Genomic DNA, 22,437 nt, shown 5'->3' with positions numbered 1-22,437 from the left:
GGTAGCGTCCCGCTGATTGGTGGAGTTTCTCGACACCGTGCGGGTCAGCTGGTCGTAGTCTAAGCGGCGTCGATGACTGGGGCACCCACCTCCTGGATCTGCTCGGTCATCATGGTCAGCTCGGCCATGGAGGCCTGCGAGAGATAGCGCCGGTCACCGGCCTCCCATTCGTCGTGCTGCTCGATCAGCACGGCCCCGGCCAGGCGCAACAGGGCAGCGGAATTGGGGAAGATCCCGGCCACGTCGGTACGGCGCTTGATCTCCTTGTTCACCCGCTCGATCGGGTTGGTGGACCAGACCTTGCGCCAGTGGGCGACGGGGAAGGCAGTGAAGGCCAGTACGTCCTCGCGGGCGTCTTCCAGCAGCGCTGCGGCCGGCGGATGGGAGCGGACCAGCATCCGGGTGACCTCGGCGAACTGGGTGGCCACGTGGGCGGAGTCGGGCTGGGCGAAAACGGTGCGCACCAAGGAGGCCACCATCTCCTGCTGGCCCTTGGGCACCACGGCCAGCAGGTTGCGCATGAAGTGCACCCGGCACCGTTGCCAGCACGCGCCCTGGAAGACGGTGCCGATGGCGCGCTTGAGTCCGGCGTGGGCATCGGAGATCACCAGGGCCACCCCGCCCAGTCCTCGGGTCTTCAGCGATCGGAGGAACATCGTCCAGAACCCCTCGTTCTCGCTGTCACCGACCTCGAAGCCCAGTACCTCCCGCCGCCCGTCGGCGGCCACCCCGATGGCCAGCACCAGCGCCTGGGAGAGAACCCGCCCGCCGACCCTGGCCTTGCAGTAGGTCGCGTCCAGGAACACGTACGGGTAGCCGGTGGCGTCCAGGGCCCGGTCGCGGAACACCGCGATGTCAGCGTCGAGCTCGCTGCAGATGCGTGAGACCTCGGACTTCGAGATGCCGGTCTCAGCCCCGAGCGCCTTGACCAGATCGTCGACCTTGCGCGTCGACACCCCGTGCAGGTAGGCCTCCATGACCACGGCGAACAGCGCTCGGTCCACCCGCCGGCGGCGCTCGAGTAGGGAGGGGAAGAACGAGCCCTGTCGTAGCTTCGGGATCCGCAGCGCCAGGTCACCGGCGGTGGTGGTGATTGTCTTGGGCCGTGAGCCGTTGCGCTGGGCAGAGCGGGTATCGCTGCGCTGGAACGGTTCGGCGCCGATGACCGCGGTGGCCTCGGCCTCGACGAGTTCTTGGTAGAGCCGCTCGGTAGCGGTGCGGATCCGGTCCGAGACGTCGGTTAGCTGGAGTTCCCCCAGCAGGTCAAGCAGGGCAGACTGGTTGAAGGCCATCGTGCGTAGTGTCCTCTCGTGAGTTACTTGGTCGTACTCACTGACCTTCGCACGATGGCTCTTCACGTCACCGGAGCAACGCTTCAAGCTCGGACAACTACACCAAACCGCGGGACGCTACCTTGGCGACGTCTCGTGCAGCCAGGGCAAGCGTGCCGTTGCCCGTAGGTCCGGCATTCCCGTGCGTGCACTCGTCATCTATAGGAACCCCCGGCATTCGGAGTAGATTTGTGAATGCGAATAACATCGTCATCGGCGAGGGGACTTAGGATGACCAGCCAACTGCCGGGAACATGGCAGGAACCGCACCGGGAGATCCCCTTTNCCCCCCCCGAAGCGCAGAGATTGTGGACCGAGCAGGCAATTTCCAAGCTGGAATTCGTTGCCTCGACATATGGCGGCTACATCACCTACGGGGATCTTCGCGATCATCTGTTCGAATTCACCAAGGTACGCACCACGAACCTGCTCCCCCGGTGGATCAGGGTCACGCTCATCAAAGTGCTCGAGGACTGCGACGTTCGCAACCTGCCGGCGATCACGGCCCTTGTTGTGCAGAGAGAGTCTGGGATGGTCGGCCGCGGTTTCAGCGCCTGGCTTCAGCTGCAGAACCGCGGCCCTATCGACAACGAGGTCGAGCTGGAATGGATAGCGGCTAAAGAGCGACTCGCGTCCTACCGCCTCTACTGTTCCGATGTGCCGGCAAACGCGGTTCCCATGCCCACCCCGCAACTTGGGAAAAAGGTCAACCTTGGCTACGTCGAGTGGCCTTGTGCTGCACCTCCCTGCTTGAGCTGCGGTAGGTCGCTGCAGTTCTACGAAACCTGCCCCGATTGCAGGTAATGCCACGCGGCTCAGACCGGACCTGACCGGGCCTATTCGGTGGCCAGATCCATCGGAATCCGCCCCCGACCGCCGGCCAGGAACAGCGTTAGGTGCTGATTGACACGGCTGAGTCTCAAGAGGCCGACTCCTCATCGGGTCATCACCCCGCGCATGGCCGATGACCAGCCCACGGGGCCGTGGGACCTCAGGGAGTCCAGCCGAGGACCGCTTCCCCGAACGTCATGACGCCGAACCACGTCACGGCGGCCACGACAGGGACGAGGAGCAGCAGGTAGGACCTGCGCTTCACCAGCCGCACCCCGACGTAGGTGAGGACCAGCCACCACACGCCCAGGAGCACGATGGCCCACAGCGGGGCCATCAGGCCGCTGGCCATGTAGAAGTACCCGGCCACCAGCTGGGCCACGGCCGCGATCACCACGGCCACCACGAACAACGGGTGCGTCGTCGTTCTCATACCAGAACTGTGCGCCTCCGAGAAGGTGTCCGCAACAGTGGACGCGCCCGCTTCACCTGCCTGCCGGCGCCCCTGCAGGCAGCCCCGGCTGTGTCCGGCCCAGCTCGTCCCACAGGTGGGCCAGGGTGGCGGCCCCGGCCAGCAGCAGGTCCGTGCGGACGCTCTCGTCGCTGTTGTGCCAGTTGTCCTCGAGCAGGCCGGTGCCGAAGAACACCACCGGCGCCTCCAGCGCGGTGGCGAGCAGGTCGGCCGGCCCTCCCCCGGCGTTGCCCATCCGCCCCACCTCCTCCACCCCGAAGCCGGCGGCCATGGCCCGGGCCAGCGCCTCCACCACGGGGTGCTCCGGGGTGCGGTAGGCCTCCTGGGCCGTCTCGATCGACACGGACAGGTCGTACTCGTAGCCGTCCCGGACGCGGTCGGCCACCCAGGTGCGCAGCTGGTCGGCCACGTCGTGCACCTTCTGCCCGACCACGGTGCGGATGCTCAGGTCCATCGCCGCCTTCGAGGGGATCACCGCCCTCGAGACCTCCGTGGGGTCCCCGGAGATCAGGGCGATCACCTCCAGGGCAGGACGTTCCCACAGCCGCTCCAGTGCGGTGTAGCCGGCCTCCCCGCCGATGCTGCGCGTGTGGGTGCGGGCCAGCCAGTCCTCGTCGTCGAAGGGCAGGGCGGCCAGCTCCGCCCGCCGGACGCCGGGAATCTCCGGGACGCGGTCGTAGAAGCCGGGCAGGGTGATCCTGCCCTGGTCGTCGTGGAGCTGCGCGAGGACCCGCGCCATCTCCACGGCCGGATTGGGGGCGACCCCGGACACCGCCCCGCTGTGGATGTCGGTGAGCGGGCCGTAGATCTCCAGATGGGCGCTGAGCATCCCGCGCACCCCGGTGCACAGCCCCGGGTGGTCGGCGCGCCACAGCAGGGTGTCGGAGAAGATCACCACGTCGGCGGCCAGCTCCTCCGGGTGCTCCTGGATCAGCTGGGCCAGGCCGGGGGAACCGGCCTCCTCCTCGCCCTCGACGAGGAACTTCAGGTTCACGGCCGGGCACGCACGCCCGGTGGCGGCCAGGTGCGCGTGGACACCCCACAGGTGGGCGAGGACCTGGCCCTTGGCGTCGGAGGAGCCCCGGCCGTAGAGCCGCCCGTCGCGGGCCACCGGATCGAAGGGGGAGGTCTGGTCCCAGTTCTCCTCCTTGACCGCGCGCACGTCGTGGTGGCTGTAGACCAGCACCGTGGGCGCCCCCGGGGCCTCGCACCAGGCGGCGTGGACGGCCGGGCCGTCGGCGCCGGGCCAGATCCGGGTGGTGGGGAAGCCGACGTCGCGCAGCGCCCCGGCCAGCCAGTGGGCCGAGCGCAGCAGATCGTGCTCGCGCTCCGGGACCGCCGCCACCGAGGGGATCCGCACCCACTCCTTCAGCCCGTCCAGCATCGCGGGCAGGTGCGCGGCCAGATAGGCGCGCACCTCGTCGTCGGCGGTCACGGTCGCCTCCTCGCCGCGCGGGGTGCCCGTGGCACCGTCGCACACAGAAGCCGGTGGTGGGACGCGGCCGAACGCCCGGTGGCGATCAGGCGCAGTCCGCGCTCGCCCGGGTCCGGTTGCTCGGCCTGCACCCAGGTTAGGGATCTCGGACCCCACTGACCAGAGCGGCCGAAGCACGCGGTGGCAGAACACGGTGGGTGGAGCAGGAGAGCCTGCGGTGGCGCAGGTGGCACGGGCGGGTCAGGTGCTCTCCGGCCCGACGCGGAGTGCGTCACGAATGACGTCACGGGCGGTGGAGTTCTCAGCCCGGGGCCGTTGCTGCACGGACCGCTCGAGCTCCGGGCGCGGGCGGACCGGAACGAGCCGCTCCGGGCCCGGGGATGCGCATCGGCCCGGCCTGCGGCTCAGCTCGGGGACCCCGGTCCGACCACGGCGTCGAGCGGACGGTCCTCCCACATGCGGGTGGTCAGCTCCGCGAAGAAGTCCCGCAGCCGGGCCACGGCCGCCTCCCCGGCACCGTCCCGGAGCAGCCGGACCGCGTCCTGCCACCCCCTGACCCACAGCGGCACGAGGTGCCCGGAGGGATAGATCGAGATCCGCCGGAGGGAGCGCAGCATGACCTGTTCCGTCATCGCGGTCAGCTCGTCGCTGTCGGCGGCCTCCAGCAGCACGCGGATGGCCTCGATGAGACCGGTGCGCGAGCTCGACGTCGTCGTCGTCGGCGCCGGTTTCTCCGGCCTCTACCTCCTCCACCGCCTGCGCGGGCAGGGCCTGTCCGTGGTCGTTGAGAAGGGCGACGGCGTGGGCGGCACGTGGTACTGGAACCGCTACCCCGGGGCTCGGTGCGACGTGGAGAGCCCCTACTACTCCTACTCCTTCTCCCCGGAGCTCGAGCAGGAGTGGGAGTGGACCGAGCGCTACCCCACCCAGCCCGAGATCCTGCGCTACCTCAACCACGTGGCCGACCGCTTCGACCTGCGCCGGGACATCGCGCTGGACACCGAGGTGGTCTCCGCCGTCTACGACGAGCCCTCCGCCCGGTGGACCGTCACGACGCGCTCGACCGTCGACGGCAGCGAGCAGACGGTCAGCGCCCGGTACTGCGTCATGGCCACCGGGTGCCTCTCCGCCGGCCGCGTGCCGGACTTCGAGGGCGTGGACTTCTCCGGCAAGCGGGTGGCGGTCATCGGCACCGGATCCTCGGGCATCCAGTCGATCCCCGAGATCGCCCGGCACGCGGAGCACCTGACGGTGTTCCAGCGCACGCCCAACTTCAGCGTCCCGGCCCGCAACCAGCCGCTGGACCCGCAGGAGTGGGCCCGGATCAAGGCGGAGTACCCGCGCCTACGGGAGCTGGCCCGCCAGACCCCGACCGGGCTGCCCTTCCCACCCAGCACCGCCTCGGCGCTGGAGACGGCTCCCGAGGAACAGCGCAAGGTCATGGAGGAGCACTGGACGCTGGGCGGCTTCCGTCTCGGCCAGTGCTTCTCGGACCTGGCGGTGAGCAAGGAGGCCAACGACGTCGTCGCCCAGTACATCCGCGAGCGCATCGACGAGATCGTCGACGACCCCGCGGTGGCGGAACTGCTCAAGCCCCACGACCACCCGGTCGGGACCAAGCGGATCTGCGTGGACACCGACTACTACGCGACGTTCAACCGGGACAACGTCACCCTGGTCGACGTCCGTCCCGCTCCCATCTCCAAGCTCACCGAGCACGGGCTGAGCACCGCGGACCGGGAGTACGAGTTCGACGCCCTCGTCTTCGCCACGGGTTTCGACGCCATGACCGGGGCCCTGACGCGCATCGACATCACGGGCACCGACGGCACGACGCTCGCGGAGAAGACGCCGCGGACATGACCCTCTTCCCGCAGGCGAACTCCTGGTACCTGGGCGCGAACGTGCCCGGCAAGCCCCGGGTGTTCATGCCCTACGTCGGCGGGGTCGGTGTCTACCGCGCCAAGTGCGAGGAGGTGGCGGCCCGGCAGTACGAGGGCTTCAGCGTGGCCTGAGCGGCCCCGCAGACGGAGGACTCCGGGGCGGCGGTGCCGCCCCGGAGTCCTCCGTGGTCGTGGTTCCCGAGGGCCACCTAGAGCTCGCGGTCCTCCACGACGTCGAGGTCCCGGAAGGTGGGCTCCCCGTCCATGAGTTCGGTCAGTTTCCTGGCGTACTCCTGGGTCTGCGGGAGCTGTGAGTTCTCCATGGCGGACTCGTAGGAGTCGAAGAAGACGATCTCGCAGTAGCGCTTCGGGTCGTTGCGGTCCGTTGTCGTGAGGACGCGGCGAGCCGTGCGGTTCCCCTGCGAGGCTTGCTCCCACTCCGCGTAGACCTCGGCCACCTCCTCCGGCTTCGAGGTGGTGTATTCGATCAGCTGAACGAAAGCCATCACGCACGCTCCTCTGGAAGGTTCCATTGGCGTTAACCATTTTAGGTTCGGGCGGCCGGGATGTCGTGGGTATACGGGAGATGACGGCCCGCAGGTGAGGACGCGATGCCCACCGGCGCCGTCGTGGCGCGCCTGCCTCGAGGCGTTCCGGGCGGCCTCGTCCAGCGGTGCCGGCACGGTGCGGGAGTGGCACGATGGCCCCATGGAAGCACGCACGGATGCCCGCCGACCGACGCGACCTCTGATCCGCCTGAAGGTCTCCCTGCTGGACACCGATCCCGAGGTCTGGCGGCTCCTCGAGCTGGACGCGGCACTCACCCTCGACCAGGTGCACGAGGCATTGCAGATCGCCATGGGCTGGCGCGACAGCCACCTGCACCTGTTCACGGACACCGATCCGCACGAACGGCCGCGACGGGGGGACGGCGTCCTTGGGGGGCCGCGGCGCTGGATGACGGACGCCGACCTGGAGGAGCCCGAGGGTCTGCCCGAGACCGAGTGGACCCTCGGCCAGGTGCTGACGGAGGAGACCAGCCCGCTGTTCTACGAGTACGACTTCGGTGACGGCTGGACCCACCGCCTGGAGTTCGTCGAGCAGCTCACCGGCCCCGCCGCCGAGCCGGTGGCGCACGTAGAGCGCGGTGAACGGCGGGCGCCTCCGGAGGACTGCGGCGGCTCCCCGGGATACGCCGAGCTGCTGGACGCCCTCGCCGATCCCGGCCACGAGCGACACCAGGAGCTGACGGAATGGGTGGCCGCCACCGTCGGGCCCTGGCAGCCGTTCGACCCCGATCGGCTCGACGTCGACGCCGTCAACCGTGAGCTGGCCCTCCGCTTCCCCGTCCCCGACGACGACGGACCGGCCGCGGCGCCCCCGGACGCGCCCCCGCTCGTCGCCGCGCTCGTGGAGCGGGTGCCGGCCGGACTGCGCCCGGAGTTCCGCTCCTACGTCCGGTCCGCCGGTCTGGACGCTCCACGGGCGGTCGACCCCGAGGTGGCCGCACGGCTGACTGCCCCGTACCGCTGGTTGATCCGCCGGATCGGGGCAGACGGTCTGGCCCTGACCGCCGCCGGATGGCTGCCGCCTGCCGTGGTGGCCGAGGCCATGGACGAGTTCGGCTGGGACGAGCGCTGGATCGGCAAGGGCAACCGCGAGGAGTGGACCCAGCCGGTCCGTCGGCTGCGCGAGCAGGCGCAGCGGCTCGGCCTGGTCCGCAAGCTCAGAGGGCGGCTGGTGCTGCCCGCGGTCGTCCGGAAGCTCAGGGACGACCCCGCGGAACTGTGGTCCTTTGTGGCCCGGTCCCTGGCCCACAAGCACCGGCACGACGCCGAGCGCGATGCGGCGCTCCTGCTGGCCCTCGAGCTCGCCACCGGTCACGCCGGCTCTCGGGACGAGGCGGTGTGGCGGATCGCCTTCGGCCTGGAGGTCCTGGGCTGGCAAGCCGCCGACGGGTGGGGGCTGACCCCCGACATGGTGCGCGGCCAGGTCCGGGACACCTGGGACGTGTTCGCCCAGCTAGGCGCCCTCGGCGATCTGTTCGGGCCGGACGCGCCCGTTCCTCCGGCAGGACGCGCCTTCGCCCGGGCGGTGCTGCAGTCCTGAACGCCGCGTGCCGTAGTGGTGTGACACATCGCACGCCTCGAGGGTGGCCGGGGCTAGGCTGACGCTGATCTTTTCCGAACACGTGGGGGCGTGAACATGAAGCAGAGACTGGGCGGACTTCTCGGCGGGGCGGCAGCACTGAGCCTGATGGCGGGGCTCGTGCTGCCCTCGCCGGCAGCGGCCGTCATGGTGAAGGGCTACGAGATCGACGAGGCGACGAGCCCAACGGTGGTGGTGAACAAGCATCGGCCCCTGGACCCGGTCACCTACGTGCCGGCGCCCCTGACCCGGATCAAGACCGAACAGCTGCGCACCGACGCCGCCCAGGCGTACCAGCAGATGGTCAAGGCGGCCAAGGCGGAGAGGGTGAACATCGTGGCCATCAGCGGGTACCGCAGCTACGATCACCAGGCCAGCCTCTACAACAGCTACGTGCAGCAGTACGGGCAGGAGACCGCCGACACCATCGCCGCCCGGGCCGGGCACAGCGAGCACCAGACCGGGCTGGCCATGGACGTGGGCAACGCCTCCGGGGTGTGCGCGCTGCAGGACTGCTTCGAGGACACCCCGGTCGGGGCCTGGGTGGCCAAGAACGCCCACCAGTACGGGTTCCTCATCCGCTATCCCAAGGGCGAACAGGACGTCACCGGCTACAAGTACGAACCCTGGCACCTGCGCTACGTCGGGGTCGACCTGGCGACGCAGATCCGCGCAGGAGCCGGTGAGACGGGTACGCCCGACATCGACACCATGGAAGAGTTTTTCGGGCTCGCTCCGGCCCCGGACTACCTGTACTGAGCCCGCGCCTCCGAACTGGGGACAACAGCCTCCCCGGTGATTGCATCTGCATCCATAGGCTGGAGGGGAACTGACGCTTCCCTGACAGGACCCCCGTGACGCCTCCCCCCGCTTCCCTCCGTCTGGGCGCCTCCGCGCTCGTCCTCCTGCTCCTCACCGGCTGCGGTGGGACGGCAGCCTCCAGCGACACGACGTCGTCGTCGCGCGCCTCCTCGACCGAGGCGTCCGCCGCCCCGGAGCTGCGCGGCGAGCGCGCCGTGGTGGAGCGGGTGATCGACGGTGACACCGTCGACGTCGAGCTGGCCGGTGAGGTGGTGCGCGTGCGGCTGCTCAACATCGACACCCCGGAGACCAAGGACCCGAACGAGATCGTCGAGTGCCTCGGCCCGGAGGCGACCGCGCTGCTGGAGGAGCTCCTGCCCCCCGGCACCGTGGTGGGCCTCGAGTACGACCAGGAGCGCACCGACTCCTACGACCGCACCCTGGCCGGTGTCTTCCTGCAGGACGGGACCCTGGTCAACGCCGAGATCGCCCGCCAGGGCCTGGGCACGCCGCTCTACATCGCGCCGAACGACCGGTTCCTGCCGCCCGTCGAGGAGGCCTTCGCGGAGGCCGAGCAGCAGCAGGCCGGCCTGCTCGACCCTGCCCACGGCTGCACCGTCCCGGCGCAGGTGCACCAGGCGACGAGCGCGCTCGCCGACGCCGCGCCGGCGGATCTCGCCGATGCGGCCGGTGAGGTCGCGGCCGCCGTCGCGTTCCTGGCGGCCCTGGACGCGGTCGACGGCGACGTGCACCCGCACGTGCGCCACCTGGTCGGGCTGCCGTCGCTCAAGAGCGGGATCGCCGGGGTCCGCAAGGACGTCGTCGCCCTCCAGGAGCGCGCCGCGGAGCAGCGCCGCGCGGCGGAGGCCGAAGCCGCCAAGCGCGCGGCGGCCGAGGACCTGCGCCGCCAGGCGGAGGCTGACGCGGCACGGCAGGCGGAGGCCGCCCGGCAGGCCGAGCTGACCCGGCAGGCGGAGGCGGCACGGCAAGCGGCGGCCGACGCCGCACGCCGGGCGCCCGTGCCCGCACCAGCGCCTGCCCCGGTACCTGCGCCAGCACCGGCACCTGCACCTGCACCCAAGCCGGTGCCTGCTCCGGCTCCCGCCCCTGCTCCCGCGCCGAAGCCCGCCCCGAACCCGGGGGCCAACATCGTCAACCAGGCTCCTCCCGGGTACTACGCGGACATCCCCGGCTACACCGGTCCCCGTTGCTACGCGCCGGGCGGGAAGTTCTTCAAGCCCTGCTGATCCCGGAAGGTCCAGGTCGCTCAGGAGTCCAGGAGACTGCCCGTCTTCACCCGATCCGCACCGGCGGTCCAGCGGACCCCGGCCATGTCCGCCGAGTCCAGCAGCAGGTCGTGGGGGGTCTTGAGGGCGGGCCCGACCTCGGTGCGGGCTGACAGTGGGAGCGCCCACCCACAGCAGGGGCGGTCCGCGAACCTGCAGATCACCGTCCACCCGGGGAAGCGCCGGCACCTTCGGGTCTGTGCCTGGCCTCACCGAATCGAGGCCCGGGGGTGCTTGCTGGTCGCTGGAGCCGGGGAGGATCATGGGACCCAGCACGACCTTCAGCCTGCTGCACCTCGATGACGACGGTCCTGACATGACCCTCCACGCGCTCCCCTCCCGCCGGGACACCCGGCTGACCTCCACCGCCCTCGGCGCTGGACCCGGGACAGGGGGAATCCGATGAGCGAGGCCTTCCATCTCGAGCTCGCGGCCGCCGATCCGGATGCCGTGAGGTTGTTGTTCGACACCATCGGGGCGCGCTTCTCCTTCCAGCCCTCCGATCGCGGCCTGTCCTACCGGGAAGAGAGGGCCGGGGACGAGGATGTGGCCCTGGCGCGGGTGGAAGTGGAAGGGTCCTACTCCTCCTGGGGGGACACCCAGATGTTCAGCGTCATCCAGCGCACCGCCGGCCGCTGCGACTGGTCCACCCGCACCGAGTCCGGCACCGGGATCGGCGCCCCGGTGCTGATCACCCCGTCCAGTCCGACCCTGTTCGTGGTGGACTCCCTGCAGGCCGCCAACGTCTACCTCACCGCGGACCTGGTGCAAGGCGTCGCCGAGACGGTCTACGGCGCCGAGAACACTCCGGTGGCTTTCGTCTCCGCCCACCCGGTCACCCCCCGGCTGGGCCAGTACTGGTCCTCCCTGGCCCGGCTGGCCCAGGAGATCGCGGACTCCGGGGCCTTCGACGCGCCTCTGGTGCGCGCCGGTCTCACCCGGCACCTGGCCGTGGCCCTGCTCGAGTGCTTCCCCCTGGCCGGGGACCAGGAGCTGCGGGCACTGTCCATGGCCGCCCAGACCCGCCGCTACCGCATCGCCAAACAGTTCATCGACGACCACGCCCACCAGCCGATCACCGTCGACGACGCCGCCCGGGCGGCGAGCATCCCCACACCCACCTTGACCCAGGCCTTCCGCGCCAACCACCCGCACCAGCTCAGCCCCACCGAGTACCTGTCCCAGGCTCGGCTGGCCGGGGCCCACACCGAGCTCCTCAACGCCGACCCCGCCACCGGGGACACCGTGGCCGGCATCGCCACCCGGTGGGGCTTCGCCCACCCCGGGCACTTCGCGTCCCGCTACCGCGCCGCCTACGGCGTGCCGCCCAGCACCACCCTGCACCGCTGACCCTGCACCCGGCCCAACGGGGACCGGAGCAGCAGCACTCGTGGCGGCCAGGTCAAGCCCACGGGGCGACAGTGCCAGGTGCCGGCCCATGCCCTGCTGCGCGCCGCCGCGGCGGACGACCGTGTCGGACGAGCCGGGGACCCTGGTCCCTGAGACAATCGTCGTCCCAGCGACCCCGAGGAGCTCATCGTGGAGAAGACAGGACAGCCGGTCGAGGAGTACCTCGCCGGGGTCACGCCGAAGAGGCGGCGGGCCGACGCCGAACGCCTCGTGCCGCTGTTCACCCGCATCACCGGGCAGCCGGCCGAGATGTGGGGCACCGTCGTCGGCTTCGGCCAGTACCACTACAAGTACGCGAGCGGGCACGAGGGAGACGCCCCCGCGGCCGGTTTCTCCGCACGCAAGGCGGCGACGACGATCTACGTGTACGACGGCGTCGACGCCCACCAGGAGAACCTGGCGCGGCTGGGCCCGCACACCACCGGGGTGGGCTGCATCTATCTCAAGGACCTCGACGCGGTGGACCTGGACGTCCTCGAGGAGATCGTCGCCGCGTCCTACGCCGAGCTCGGCGACGGCGCCTCGGACTGACCGAGTCCCGGTCGGGTCACGCCACGGCTCCGGGCACGCTCCGGGCCGGCCCGGACCGCCCGTCAGGAGTTGTGCTCCAGCCTCCACCGGACGTTGCGGCGCCGGTCCCTGACGACAAGAGCCACGTAGGCGGTGGCGGAGCCGGCGGCCAGAGCCCATCCGGCGACCGACTGCCTGGACGAGGACCCGCGCCTGATGCCCAGCACCATCCCGACCAGGATGGCGAGCATGTGCAGAGGGCGGAACTCGGGGATGTACTCCATGGGGTGCTCCTGATCCAGGACGGGGGTGATGATCGACATCGTCCCATGTCAAAAGCGGTTTCTTGAGTGAAGTCGGCCGGGTGGACGTCCCCTCTTGCGCGGACGGCGCCGGCCGTCCCGGCACGCGGGGCTCCGACACGGAGACGACATGAGTCACGGGCCGGCGACGATCCGGCCTCGCCCGTACGGGCGGGCGAACCGGAGCTCTACCGTGGAGGCACCCGGCCCGTCTTGCACCGGTGGTGCCCGGGCCCGCACCGCGGAGGAACACCATGCAGACCCTGGGCCGTGCCGAGGAATCCGTCCACGTCGAGGCGACACCGCAGACGGTCTACGACCTCGTCGCCGACGTCACCCGCACCCCCGAGTACAGTCCCGAGGTCGACGAGGTCGTCTGGCTCGACGACGGCGGACCCCGTGTCGGCGCGCGCTTCCGAGCCCGCAACCGGGTGGAGGCTCATCCCCGGTTCTCCTGGCACAACAAACCGATCGTCATGGCCGCCGAGCCCGGCCGCGAGTTCGCCTTCGCCCGCACCGAGGCGTGCTGCGGGACCCTCGTGTGGCGCTACCGCTTCGAGCCCGAGGGCACCGGCACCCGGGTGACGGAGTCCTACGAGGTCGCCCGCCCCGTCCGCCGCATCGGCTGGTTCATCATCGGCACCCTGGGCCGGGACCCGGACCGGATGACCACGATGCGCGAGGGCCTCCACGAGAGCCTGCAGCGGCTCAAGCGCGTCGCCGAGGCCGACGCCGCGTCGTCGGCCCCGGCACCGTGACGGACGCGCCCGTCGTGCGTGCCCGCTGGGTTCTGCGGCCAGGAAGGAACCGCCATGCTCAACGGGCCAGACCTGCGCCAGGTGCACAGGAGGAGCATCGACGCGGTCAGCGGCGATGATGCCGAGGCACTCAACGCACTGATCGCCGCCGATCTCGTCGATCACAACCCAGTGCCGGACCAGCCCCGGGCAGGACAGATTTCCTGGTGTGGATGCACAGCATGCATTCGGCTTCTCCCGACATGACCGGCGACGTCCAGGACACCGTGGTGCAAGGCGACGGAGTCGCCGCCCGGTTGCTGTGGACCGGCACGCACGACGGAGCGTTCCTCGGTCTGCCGGGCACCGGAAGGCAGGTCTCCATCGTGGCCATGGAGCGGGGGACGTCGGAGCGTCCCGGGAAACCTCGTACGGACCTGTCCGTGAACCGTCCATGCCGACCGGCCGAGCGTGCGCTCCCTCCAAGGCTCGGAGGTGCGCACTGCCTCGCCCGGTTCTTGTCGTGGTCGTAGCGCTGACCTTCGAGGGTGCTCGGTGGGTGCCGGTTCGGCCTCAGGACGGATCAGCGGCGCAGGGTCTCGGCGGGCGCTTTCCCGTACTGGGCGCGGTAGGCAGCCAGGAAGGGGCCGGGACGGCCGAAGCCCCACCGGGTGGCCACTGAAGCCACGGTGGTGCCGGAGGTGGGATCGGCGGCCAACAGGTCGCGGTGGGCGGCGTCGATCCGGGCCGTGCGCAGGTATCCCAGTGGCGTGGTGTCCAGGTGGCGGCGGAAGGCTGCGTGCAGGCCTCTCGGGCTCATCTGGGCCGCAGCGGCGATCTCGGGCAGGCCGATGGGTTCGGCCAGGTGCGCGTCGATGAACGCGACCGCCCGGCGCAGGGCTGCCGGGTGGGCCCGTTCCGGAGGGCCCGGGTCGGAACTGGAGTCGAGGAAGGTGCTGGGGAAGGTCTGCAGCACCGCGGTGGTCAGGCTGCGCACACCCTGGTCCAGGAGCAGCGGACTGGCCGCTGCGACGGTGTCGGTCAGCACGTGCTGAACGACCTGTCCTGCCGTGGCCTGCCAGTATTTCGTGTGAGCATCGGTGCGCGGGTGATGTCCGGTGAACCTCAGGCGGAAGTCGGCGCGGCCGGTCACTGCCCGGGCATAGTTCTCCACGACCGCGGCTTCCACGGTCAGGGTTTTCAGTCCCAGGCTCTCCCACCGGGCCGCATAGGGACCGGCGGGAAAGAGGAAGGCAGGACCCCCGGTGATCTCGGCGAGGTCGGTACGGAGGAGGAATCGGCCGTGGGCGAGGTGCCCGATACGCAGGAGGCCCGTGCTGTCGTTGGCTCCGCCGCTGTCCCAGCCGGTCAGCCGCACCCGCTGGGCGGACAGCGGCCCGAGCGCGGCCGTGGCCAGCGACATCTCGAAGCTGGTCGCGTCCGGTTGCGGCAGGCGCAGGCGGCGGTAGGCCCGCTCGAGCGCCGCGCGACCCTCTTCCGGATCCTGGGTGGTCACGACTGACCATCCCCCCGGTGAACCCATGGTTCGAGGTTACCCTCCACCAGGCGTGGTCCGGAGGAAAGGTCACAGGACCATGGCCACATCGTTCACCGGACCGTAGACTGGACGGCATGCTCCGTGGGGGAAGCTGTCCGGGTGCCAGGCGCTCCCGAGCACATCGATCGGGAGAACGCCGATGAGCGTACCGTTCCACCACGAGGCGACGGTCACGGAACCGGAGGCCGTCGTTGCACTGTTCCACCAGATCGGCGTCCGGTTCTCCATCGACCCGACCAGCCCGGGGCTCTCCTACCGGCAGTGCTTCGACGGCGACGCACGCCTGACCGTGGTGCGGCTGGGCCTGAACGGGCCGTTCTCCTCCTGGGGTGACACGGAGGTCTTCGGCGTGGCCGACGTGCGCGCGTCCCGCTACGACTGGCGGACCCGCGATGAAGCCGGCAGCGGAGTGGGGTCCCCGGTGCTTTTCCGCCCCGGCCACCCCGCCCTGATCGTCGGTGGAGCCCTGGAGGTCACCAACATCAACCTCACCCGCGGGCTGGTGCAGGAGGTCGCCGACACCGTCTACGGCGTCCACACGCCGGTGGCCTTCACCTCCTCCCGCCCGGTCACCGAGCGACTGGGACAGTACTGGACCGATCTGACCGGGATGGCCCGCGACACCGTGGACTCCGGGGCCTTCGCCGAGCCGCTGGTGCGCGCCGATCTCACCCGGCACCTGGCCGTGGCCATGCTCGAGTGCTTCCCGCTGGCCGGCGACCGGCACGAGCGCACCCTGTCCATGGAGGCCCAGGCCCGCCGGTACCGGATCGCGGTGGCCTTCTTCGACGACTTCGCCTCCCTGCCCATCACCGTGGAGGACGCCGCCCGGGCGGCCGACGCCACCACCGAAGCCCTGGTGCGGGCCTTCCGGGCCCACCACCCCGCGGGGCTGGCCCCAGTGCAGTATCTGCGCCGGACCCGACTGGCCGCTGCCCACGCCGACCTGCTGGGGGCCGACCCCACCGCAGGGGACACCGTGCGCAAGATCGCCACCCGATGGGGCTTCGCCCACCCGGGGCGCTTCGCGGCCGCCTACCGCGCCGCCTACGGGGTCCCCCCGCGGTGGACTCTCGAGCGGTGACCCCAACCGGTACGGGCAAGCCGTGGTGGCGCACGATCAACCCGGAAAGCCTGGCGTGGGCCACCAGCGCGGAGCCGACCGAGCCCAAGATCAGGCCCAGCACCCATCTCTCCCACGCCGACAGGACAGAGATGCCTCCAGGACGGGTAAGGAGGCTCTGTTTGTGCTGTCCGGGCTGTAGACGGAACCACCTGCGCCGGAGCTGAGCCCATTTGTCGACGACGGGCGAATACTGAGCAGATGCGACGGGGCTGACCTGCGTAGATTTCCTGCATCGGATGCACGATCCCACGGTGGGTGGACGTCCTCAACGTGGGGTGGCGTAGCGTCGGGGAGACCTCACACCACCCACCAGGAGTCCTCGTACGAAGGTGTCAGGGACGCCCGAGCACAAGAATGCGCCCGGCGATGTAGTTGCGCACCTCCTGCTCGAGCGCGCGCATCCGAGCGATGGCGGCGGCGTCGTAGTGGAGGATCGCGTTCGCCCAGTCCTGCCACGATCGGTCGCCACGGGAGGAGTTGGCGAGGGCATCGATCGCCCGCAGGTTCTTCACGTCGTTGACGATCTCCAGCTGACGCTCCGGGCGGAGCTTGTCGAAGCCGGGCATCCGGACCACCTCGTTGAGCGGCACGACATGGTCCACGTGCAGGGCGCCGCTGCGCGGACGCAGGCCGGTCGCGGCGTCTCGGCCGCCTGCGTCGGCCAGCACCCGGGTTCGGGAGGCGTAGCTGGGCGAGGCGGCCCGCATGATCTCGTAGAGCGGGCGACCCTCGCGATAGAGCTGCTGGACGAGCTTGGCCTCCTGGTCCAGGGCGACGGAAATGTCCTTTTTCAGCCCGAGGCTGCGGGGGAGGTCGCGCAGCTCGCGCAAGGAGAGGTCGGCGGCGCTTCCGGAGGGGGCGAGCTGGTCCAGCAGCTGCCGTTCCTGCGCGCTCAGGAGCGAGAGGTCCACCTTCCCGACCTTGCGCATCCGCTCGTAGGCGCGCTGCAGGAATTCCGCCTCCTTGCCGATCTCGGTCAGCAGCGCCCGCGTGTCCTCCAGCTTCGCCTGCGTGAAGGACTTCGGGGATTTCACGGCGGCAGCGACCTCGGAGCCCAGGTCGAGCCCGCAGATGCGGTCGCTGAACCGGCACCAGGTGCCGTCGCCCTTGAGCCGGAAGACGTGCGCGGATCCGGCGCTGTCGATCGCCACCTCCACGGTGTAGCCCTGTGCCTTGAGCGCCGGGTCGGTCACCTGCCGTGCGGCTCCCCGGTCCAGTGCTTCCTTCACCAGCGGGCGCTCAGCGGTCGCAAGCTCCTTGCGCACCAGGGGAACCGCGCGCTCGGCGATCCGCTCCGCCTTGGCGGCGGCCTTGCCGGCACCCGCGGCCGATGCTCCCGCCCGCCCGCCGCCGAACAGGCCGTGGAACAGGCGGTCGATGAGCAGCTGTGTTCCCGCCGAGCCGAGGATTTCCATCGGGGAACGGCCCGGCCGGCCCTCGGCGTCCGCCTCCATCTCGGTCGCGAGCTCGTCGAGGGCGATGCCGGCCAGGACCAGGACGATGCTGCCGGAGAACCCGAGCCCGAACGCACCCACCTTGAGGATCAGGGGCATGGCGTGGCGGATCCATTTGGTGTTGTCGTAGACCTGGCTGGCCACGGCGCCGGTGAACGGGTCGTAGCGTTTGATGTATTCGGTCGGGCTGATCGTGTAGATCCACGCGGGACGGCCGATGAGGGTGAACCAGACGTTGTAGGTACCGCCATTGACGATGACGAAGTTGTCCACCCGCTGCCCCGGCTTGGCGGTCGCGCCGTGGCGGCCGAGGTCCACACCTGCGGTGAGCGGAAGCTCGAGCACAAGACGCAGCACCACCGGATTGAGCACGGGCGAGGCCGCCTGGGGCGTGAGTGCGACCGCCGTCGTCAGCTCCTCGCCAAAATACGTGGCGGCGTCGCCGTGGACGACAGCGCGGATGTCCGGCCAGCGACGACGGATGGTGGCCGCGCCGTTGTTGCGTGCGGTCTCGGACCCGGTGAACTCGTGCGAGGACGTGATGCGCTTGACCAAGCCGGCGCCGTAGTCCTCGACCACGGGACCGAGGCCGGCGGGGTCGAGCTGGAGGCGCCGAACCAGCCAGTTGTTGTGGAGCATTTTCTTCGCGTCGGTTCCCCAGGCGACGAGTCGCTCCTCGGTCGCTTCCCGGTCCTGGTAGCGCGGCGGCATCGGGAAGGTCGGTTGATCACGGTGACACCGCGGGCAGACGGTGGGCAGCGAGTCCTTGGCGAAGATCCGGTCGGTGAAGTCGAGCCGGTCGGGGGCCACACGCGGGAAGGGCAGGAGTCCGGTCCCCGCGGTTCCTCCGGTGGGGACGCCTCTGGTGAACGGGTACCTCAGCTCGTCGCGCTGAAGCGGTGCCGGCCGGGTCGAGTCGGCGCTGGTGCGGGTGGTGGGTATCGCCGGCCGGGCGACGCCGGGTGGCGCGGCCGGAACCCGCCCGAGCAAAGCCGTCACGGCCCCGTTCCCGGCCGTGCGCTGCATGGCAAGCACGTCCGCGCAGGTCGGAGGAGCGGCCGGAGCCGCGCTGGTCCGGTGCGGGGTGGGCGTGCGAGGGCGTGATGCCTCGCAGCGTCCATCCGGTCGGGGCATCTGGAGATGGCCGAACTCGCGTGACATAGCTGTCTCCTTCGCGGAGTACCCACGCTATGCCCGCTGCTCTTACCGAGAGACGGCCGGACGCGCTGTCCAAAAGGGCAAGTCGGGTGCAGACCAAGGGGCACGAGCGCGGCGGGCGTCGACGAGGACGGTCAGCCATCCAGACACCGGCGCACTTCTCCCCAGGTACTGCCGGTCCTCTCTACGACGGTTCCTGTGGGCGTCAGACCGGCGTCCCCCTGGGCTGCCGCGGCCCATTGACACCTTTCCACCCCTGGAGCCCCGGCTCCCTGCTCGAACGGGAATGCCGCACCGAATGTTCAGATATGGCATGAATGATCCCCAGAGATGAACACAGACCTGCAGCAACCATCAACGCATTTTCACATTCGGTCCCGAGTGCTTCATTTTGCTGGGCACCTCGCCAGAGAATCCATATGGTTTGAATGATTTTCAAGAAACCGGCAAGTCCCCTCCGGTCCGTGGATATGACCCGCAGGCGGCTACAAAAGATCCGGCCCCACCTCCCGCATCAAGACCAGATCAATGGCCCGCTTCGGGCAGACAGCACCCTGAAGCCCTCTCGGCGCAATGGCAGCTCGAACCAACCCATCGATTTATTGCTTTCTTGGCAGCCGCCAATACCACAGACCGTTCGTCCTCAGAGTGTCGGTTGCAGGAGCTCCCAAGTACGCCGATACAGGGCTGCCCGCGACATGCCAGGTCTCGGGTGACCTGGGTGCCTGGCTCGCCAGCCACGATCAGCTGTACCGCAGTACGAATCTACGAGCGGGTGGAAGGTCGGGCGGCGACTGCCGAATACTCTTGCCGGTTGCCCGGCGCTCGACCACCAAGCCGGCGATCCGTTCCGGCTTGATCGCCAATTCCATCTGCGCAAGGGCGGCCACCACGGTGAAGATCACCAAGCCCCACGGGGTATGGGGGTGCCCAGGTCCACCAGTGCGGCTACCGGGGGTGCATGCGGCGGATGCTGCAGACGATCGCATCCGGATCACCAGCTCACTCGAGAGGGGACGTCGATGTCCGGGTCGCCTCCTGAGCAGCGGTGGCGCCCACCCGGCGTCGACGGCCGGCGTCTACCGGCGAGGCTTCTCAGCCTCGGGGACGCTCAGGTGCTCGAGGTGTTCGGCCTTGAGCTTGCGGTAGTGGGGCATGAGCTCGGCCGCGGTGTAGGTGGCGGTGGCGGTCACCGGTGTTCCGGCGTGGCCGTGCTCGGTGAGGATCTGATCCAGGGCGGCCTCGTGCTGGGCGAGGATCGTCTGGTTGAAGTAGCCGTGGTGCAACAACGCAGCGATCCCCCCGGCGTAGGCCCAGGTCGCGGACCCTTCGTCCATCGGCGCACGGGGGTCGTCCCAGTCGGCGGGCCCGCCGGTGGAGGCCACCTCGGAGGCCAGGACGCTCTCGAGCACCTCGGCCTGGAAGGACAGGGAGAGTTCGGCGACCTCGTCGACGATCTCGAACCGGTCCACCCGCACCCCGGTGGGGGGCGGGGTCTGCACCAGGTCCTTGACGGCCTGCAGGATCTCGGGGGTGCTCATCGTCGTCTCGATTCCTGGGGGAGGGGAGAAGCTTGGTTGATGCAATGTCATAAGCGTACTGGCTACTCGGGAGTCACAATCTGCCCGCCCTGTCCCCAAAAGGGTCTACGCACCGGATCGCCTTCGGTGCCGGCGAGGACGTGGCGCCGATCCGGTCCCGCCCCTAGCGGGACCGCCCCGGGGGTGCTCCGGGAGCCCGGCACCGCCCTGCAGGGCGGCGGCCGGCACCGTCCCGTCCGGGGACGTCACACGCGCTCCATGGCATTTCATCCGAAAACTCGTTGATCTACTGTTCGGGAAACACGTCCGTGCAACTGCATCCGTGGGGGACAGATGAAGGTCACCGTGTTCGGGGCTGTCAGTCCCATCGGTCAGGAACTCGTCGAGGATCTGCTGTTCCGCGGCTATGAGGTCATCGCCCTCGTTCCCGGCCCCTCGAAGGTGCCGGCCGGCTGGGGCCAGGACGTGGAGCTGGTGATCGGGCAGATCACCGACCCCGCGGCGGTGGACACTGCGCTCAGAGGGTCTGAAGCGGTGATCAACACCTTGGATCCGCGCCCGCGGCCCCGTTCTCGCCGGCTGAGCCTGGTCGAGGGCACCGGTCACATCGTGGCCGGCATGCACCGCCACGGGATCCGCCGCTACATCGGCCACGGCACCCCGGTGGTCAGCCTGTGCCCCAAGGAGAAGCCCACCACCCGCATCAAGGTCCACCGCTTCCTGGCCCGCCACCTCGATCCGCACGCCTACCGGCAGATGGCGGGGATGCTGCAGGTGGTCGCCGGCTCCGAGCTGGACTGGACGATCGTGCGGTTCATGCACGTCACCGGTGGCAGTGCCCGGGGACTGAAGTACGTGGGGTTCTTCGGCCCCGGTGCAGTGGGGTCCTCGGCCACGGCCGCCGACATCGCCCGGTTCACCGCCACCCAGATCCTGGAGACCGCCTACATCCGCGACGCCCCGGCCGTCAGCAACTGAGGCCCGCCCGAGCTAGCTCCAGCGTGCCGCCGCGGCCACGACGACGTTGCGCACGGGCAGCAGGTGCCGTGCTGTGCTCACGCCGTTCGCCAGGCGGGCCAGGCGCACCGTGCGGATGGTCGGCCGGCGGCGTGCGGCGTCGTACCGGCGCAGGGCGCCGGGCATGTCGGGGGCCGCCGTCAGCGCGGAGACGAGCGCCGTGGCGTCGATCAGGGCCTCGCAGGCGCCCCGGCCGAGATTCGGCGCCATGCCGTGGGCGGCGTCGCCGAGGAGCACGGTCCGTCCGCTGACGTAGGACGGCAGCGGGGGCACGTCGAGGAGGGTGCGCCGGTCGATCGGGGTGTCCCCGAGGGCGTCGAGGACACGCCGCACGGCCGGGTGCCAGTCGCCGTAGAGCCGGCGGAGGAGTTGCGGGTCGGTGCGCCCGGATCCCGCCGAGTCGAGCACGTCGGCGCGGACGCTCGCGAACCAGTTGGTGCGCTCGGCGTCGTGCGGGGTGATGCCGAAGAGCCGTGCCGGCCCCCAGGTCTCCGTGGTCCCGTCCGCCGGGCCCGGGACGGTGCCGCGGAGGGCGACGGTGCCCAGCGGCCGCGGGGCGACGGTGCCCAGCGGCCGCGGGGCGACGCCGAAGAGCGTGGCCCGAGTGGGGCTGTGGACGCCGTCGGCGGCCACGACGAGGTCGGCTGCGGGCAGGACGCCGTGGTCGGCGACCGGGGCGTTCCACGCGATGACGTCCGGGGGAAGCCCCTCGGCCAGCGCCGCCAGGAGCGCGGGCCGCGGCACCAGCCGGCCCGTGCGCTCGGGGCCCAGGTGGGCGATCTCGGTGCCGTCCGGCCGGAGGAGCCGCGCGCCCCGCTGCTCGACGGAGTCGGCGCGGACCTGCTCGCCCACCGCCAGCCGGTCCAGGGCCCGCATCGCCTCGGGCCACATGCCCAGGGCCGTGCCGGTGCGGGGCAGGCCCGGCGAGCGCTCGAGCACGTGGACGTCCCAGCCCGCACCGAGCAGACCGCGGGCGGTGGCCAGGCCGGCGATGCCGGCCCCGATGATGACCGCTGACCCGTGCACGGCGCCTCCTGTGGTCGGGGGTCCCCGGCCGGGACGCGTGACCGGGCCGGGAGACCGTCTGGGGCCTGTCGAGGGTGTCCGCGGCCTGCCGTGGACACCTCCACCCAGTGTCCACGCTCGGGCCGGTACTGTCCGGGGACGGGGGTTCCCGCCTGTCCCCCGAGGAGGACGGCCGTTGCGGCCGGCGCCTCTCGCCGGACATCGGCCGGCTTCGGGGAGCATCCGCATGAGGATCGATCCGGCAGATCACGAGGACCCGGCCGGCCAGGCCAGCAGGCGGCCCCGAATGGCGCCCCGGGACTCACGACGGTCGCGGACGGACTGACTACCCTGGCAACATGCCCAGCACCGTGGCAGCCCGCCCCGTACGCCTGCCGACCGCCGGATGCAGGCCGAGCTCGGCGCCCGCGA

At 70.5% G+C, this 22,437-nt stretch carries 21 protein-coding genes and 1 pseudogene; 11 read left to right on the top strand and 11 right to left on the bottom strand.

The window, feature by feature from the left end:
* Positions 1–59: 59 nt before the first annotated feature.
* From ACH9D2_RS11460 to ACH9D2_RS11445, 4 genes are all read right to left on the bottom strand, one after another.
* Entirely contained in the window at positions 60–1,292 is a 1,233-nt protein-coding gene (locus ACH9D2_RS11460) for an IS256 family transposase (RefSeq protein WP_396362105.1), read from the bottom strand.
* A 1,030-nt stretch (positions 1,293–2,322) separates the two neighbouring features.
* Complete coding sequence (locus tag ACH9D2_RS11455; RefSeq protein WP_396362951.1) at positions 2,323–2,595, bottom strand: hypothetical protein; 273 nt, start codon at positions 2,593–2,595, stop codon at positions 2,323–2,325.
* Positions 2,596–2,647: 52 nt separating this feature from the next.
* On the bottom strand, positions 2,648–4,069 hold the full coding sequence (locus tag ACH9D2_RS11450; protein WP_396362950.1) for a M20/M25/M40 family metallo-hydrolase: 1,422 nt from the start codon (positions 4,067–4,069) through the stop codon (positions 2,648–2,650).
* Between the two features lie 404 nt (positions 4,070–4,473).
* Positions 4,474–4,686, bottom strand: a complete 213-nt coding sequence (locus ACH9D2_RS11445; protein WP_396362949.1) for a hypothetical protein — start codon at positions 4,684–4,686, stop codon at positions 4,474–4,476.
* Here ACH9D2_RS11445 and ACH9D2_RS11440 point away from each other — a divergent pair.
* Entirely contained in the window at positions 4,685–5,932 is a 1,248-nt protein-coding gene (locus tag ACH9D2_RS11440) for an FAD-dependent oxidoreductase (RefSeq protein WP_396362948.1), read from the top strand. The genes ACH9D2_RS11445 and ACH9D2_RS11440 overlap by 2 nt on opposite strands.
* Positions 5,929–6,084 carry a hypothetical protein gene (locus ACH9D2_RS11435; protein WP_396362947.1) on the top strand — a complete coding sequence of 52 codons (156 nt, stop codon included), beginning with the start codon at positions 5,929–5,931 and terminating at the stop codon, positions 6,082–6,084. The genes ACH9D2_RS11440 and ACH9D2_RS11435 overlap by 4 nt, the downstream gene beginning before the upstream one ends.
* 77 nt (positions 6,085–6,161) lie before the next feature.
* Here the strand turns inward: ACH9D2_RS11435 and ACH9D2_RS11430 are convergent, their stop codons facing one another.
* Positions 6,162–6,458, bottom strand: coding sequence for a hypothetical protein (locus tag ACH9D2_RS11430; RefSeq protein ID WP_396362946.1), 297 nt, complete (start codon positions 6,456–6,458; stop codon positions 6,162–6,164).
* 202 nt (positions 6,459–6,660) lie between these two features.
* Here ACH9D2_RS11430 and ACH9D2_RS11425 point away from each other — a divergent pair, with 202 nt between their 5' ends.
* From ACH9D2_RS11425 to ACH9D2_RS11405, 5 genes are all read left to right on the top strand, one after another.
* Entirely contained in the window at positions 6,661–8,061 is a 1,401-nt protein-coding gene (locus tag ACH9D2_RS11425; RefSeq protein WP_396362945.1) for an IS1096 element passenger TnpR family protein, read from the top strand.
* 96 nt (positions 8,062–8,157) lie between these two features.
* On the top strand, positions 8,158–8,859 hold the full coding sequence (locus ACH9D2_RS11420) for a D-alanyl-D-alanine carboxypeptidase family protein (protein ID WP_396362944.1): 702 nt from the start codon (positions 8,158–8,160) through the stop codon (positions 8,857–8,859).
* Positions 8,860–8,954: 95 nt separating this feature from the next.
* Positions 8,955–10,148 (top strand): thermonuclease family protein, encoded by a 1,194-nt coding sequence (locus ACH9D2_RS11415; protein ID WP_396362943.1) that lies wholly within the window; start codon positions 8,955–8,957, stop codon positions 10,146–10,148.
* Between the two features lie 441 nt (positions 10,149–10,589).
* Positions 10,590–11,537 (top strand): helix-turn-helix domain-containing protein, encoded by a 948-nt coding sequence (locus tag ACH9D2_RS11410; protein WP_396362942.1) that lies wholly within the window; start codon positions 10,590–10,592, stop codon positions 11,535–11,537.
* Positions 11,538–11,726: 189 nt separating this feature from the next.
* Positions 11,727–12,128 (top strand): DUF1801 domain-containing protein, encoded by a 402-nt coding sequence (locus ACH9D2_RS11405; RefSeq protein ID WP_396362941.1) that lies wholly within the window; start codon positions 11,727–11,729, stop codon positions 12,126–12,128.
* Positions 12,129–12,190: 62 nt separating this feature from the next.
* On the opposite strand, the gene ACH9D2_RS11400 is transcribed toward ACH9D2_RS11405, so the two are convergent.
* The gene (locus ACH9D2_RS11400) at positions 12,191–12,430 is read right to left on the bottom strand and encodes a hypothetical protein (protein WP_396362940.1); all 240 of its coding nucleotides are present in this window, start codon (positions 12,428–12,430) and stop codon (positions 12,191–12,193) included.
* A 233-nt stretch (positions 12,431–12,663) separates the two neighbouring features.
* Here ACH9D2_RS11400 and ACH9D2_RS11395 point away from each other — a divergent pair, with 233 nt between their 5' ends.
* Together ACH9D2_RS11395 and ACH9D2_RS11390 are read left to right on the top strand one after the other, a co-directional pair.
* Positions 12,664–13,167: an SRPBCC family protein gene (locus tag ACH9D2_RS11395; protein WP_396362939.1), complete on the top strand. Its 504-nt coding sequence runs from the start codon at positions 12,664–12,666 to the stop codon at positions 13,165–13,167.
* 173 nt (positions 13,168–13,340) lie between these two features.
* Positions 13,341–13,679, top strand: a pseudogene (locus ACH9D2_RS11390) (ester cyclase); the annotation flags it as partial.
* Positions 13,680–13,729: 50 nt separating this feature from the next.
* Here ACH9D2_RS11390 and ACH9D2_RS11385 read toward each other — a convergent pair.
* Positions 13,730–14,662 (bottom strand): AraC family transcriptional regulator, encoded by a 933-nt coding sequence (locus ACH9D2_RS11385; protein WP_396362938.1) that lies wholly within the window; start codon positions 14,660–14,662, stop codon positions 13,730–13,732.
* A 181-nt stretch (positions 14,663–14,843) separates the two neighbouring features.
* On the opposite strand from ACH9D2_RS11385, the gene ACH9D2_RS11380 reads away from it, so the two are divergent.
* The gene (locus ACH9D2_RS11380; protein ID WP_396362937.1) at positions 14,844–15,788 is read left to right on the top strand and encodes a helix-turn-helix domain-containing protein; all 945 of its coding nucleotides are present in this window, start codon (positions 14,844–14,846) and stop codon (positions 15,786–15,788) included.
* Positions 15,789–16,162: 374 nt separating this feature from the next.
* Here ACH9D2_RS11380 and ACH9D2_RS11375 read toward each other — a convergent pair whose 3' ends face one another.
* From ACH9D2_RS11375 to ACH9D2_RS11365, 3 genes are all read right to left on the bottom strand, one after another.
* Positions 16,163–18,283 (bottom strand): hypothetical protein, encoded by a 2,121-nt coding sequence (locus ACH9D2_RS11375; protein WP_396362936.1) that lies wholly within the window; start codon positions 18,281–18,283, stop codon positions 16,163–16,165.
* 902 nt (positions 18,284–19,185) lie between these two features.
* Entirely contained in the window at positions 19,186–19,350 is a 165-nt protein-coding gene (locus ACH9D2_RS11370; RefSeq protein ID WP_396362935.1) for a hypothetical protein, read from the bottom strand.
* Positions 19,351–19,521: 171 nt separating this feature from the next.
* Positions 19,522–19,983, bottom strand: a complete 462-nt coding sequence (locus tag ACH9D2_RS11365) for a hypothetical protein (protein WP_396362934.1) — start codon at positions 19,981–19,983, stop codon at positions 19,522–19,524.
* Positions 19,984–20,316: 333 nt separating this feature from the next.
* Here ACH9D2_RS11365 and ACH9D2_RS11360 point away from each other — a divergent pair, with 333 nt between their 5' ends.
* Positions 20,317–20,961 (top strand): NAD(P)H-binding protein, encoded by a 645-nt coding sequence (locus ACH9D2_RS11360; RefSeq protein WP_396362933.1) that lies wholly within the window; start codon positions 20,317–20,319, stop codon positions 20,959–20,961.
* Between the two features lie 12 nt (positions 20,962–20,973).
* Here the strand turns inward: ACH9D2_RS11360 and ACH9D2_RS11355 are convergent, their stop codons facing one another.
* Entirely contained in the window at positions 20,974–22,026 is a 1,053-nt protein-coding gene (locus ACH9D2_RS11355; RefSeq protein ID WP_396362932.1) for an FAD-dependent oxidoreductase, read from the bottom strand.
* Positions 22,027–22,437 lie beyond the last annotated feature (411 nt).

The sequence above is a fragment of the Kocuria rhizosphaericola genome, assembly GCF_044462205.1.
Classification (GTDB): Bacteria; Actinomycetota; Actinomycetes; order Actinomycetales; family Micrococcaceae; genus Kocuria; species Kocuria rhizosphaericola.
This window is presented reverse-complemented; position numbering and strand designations above follow the sequence as displayed.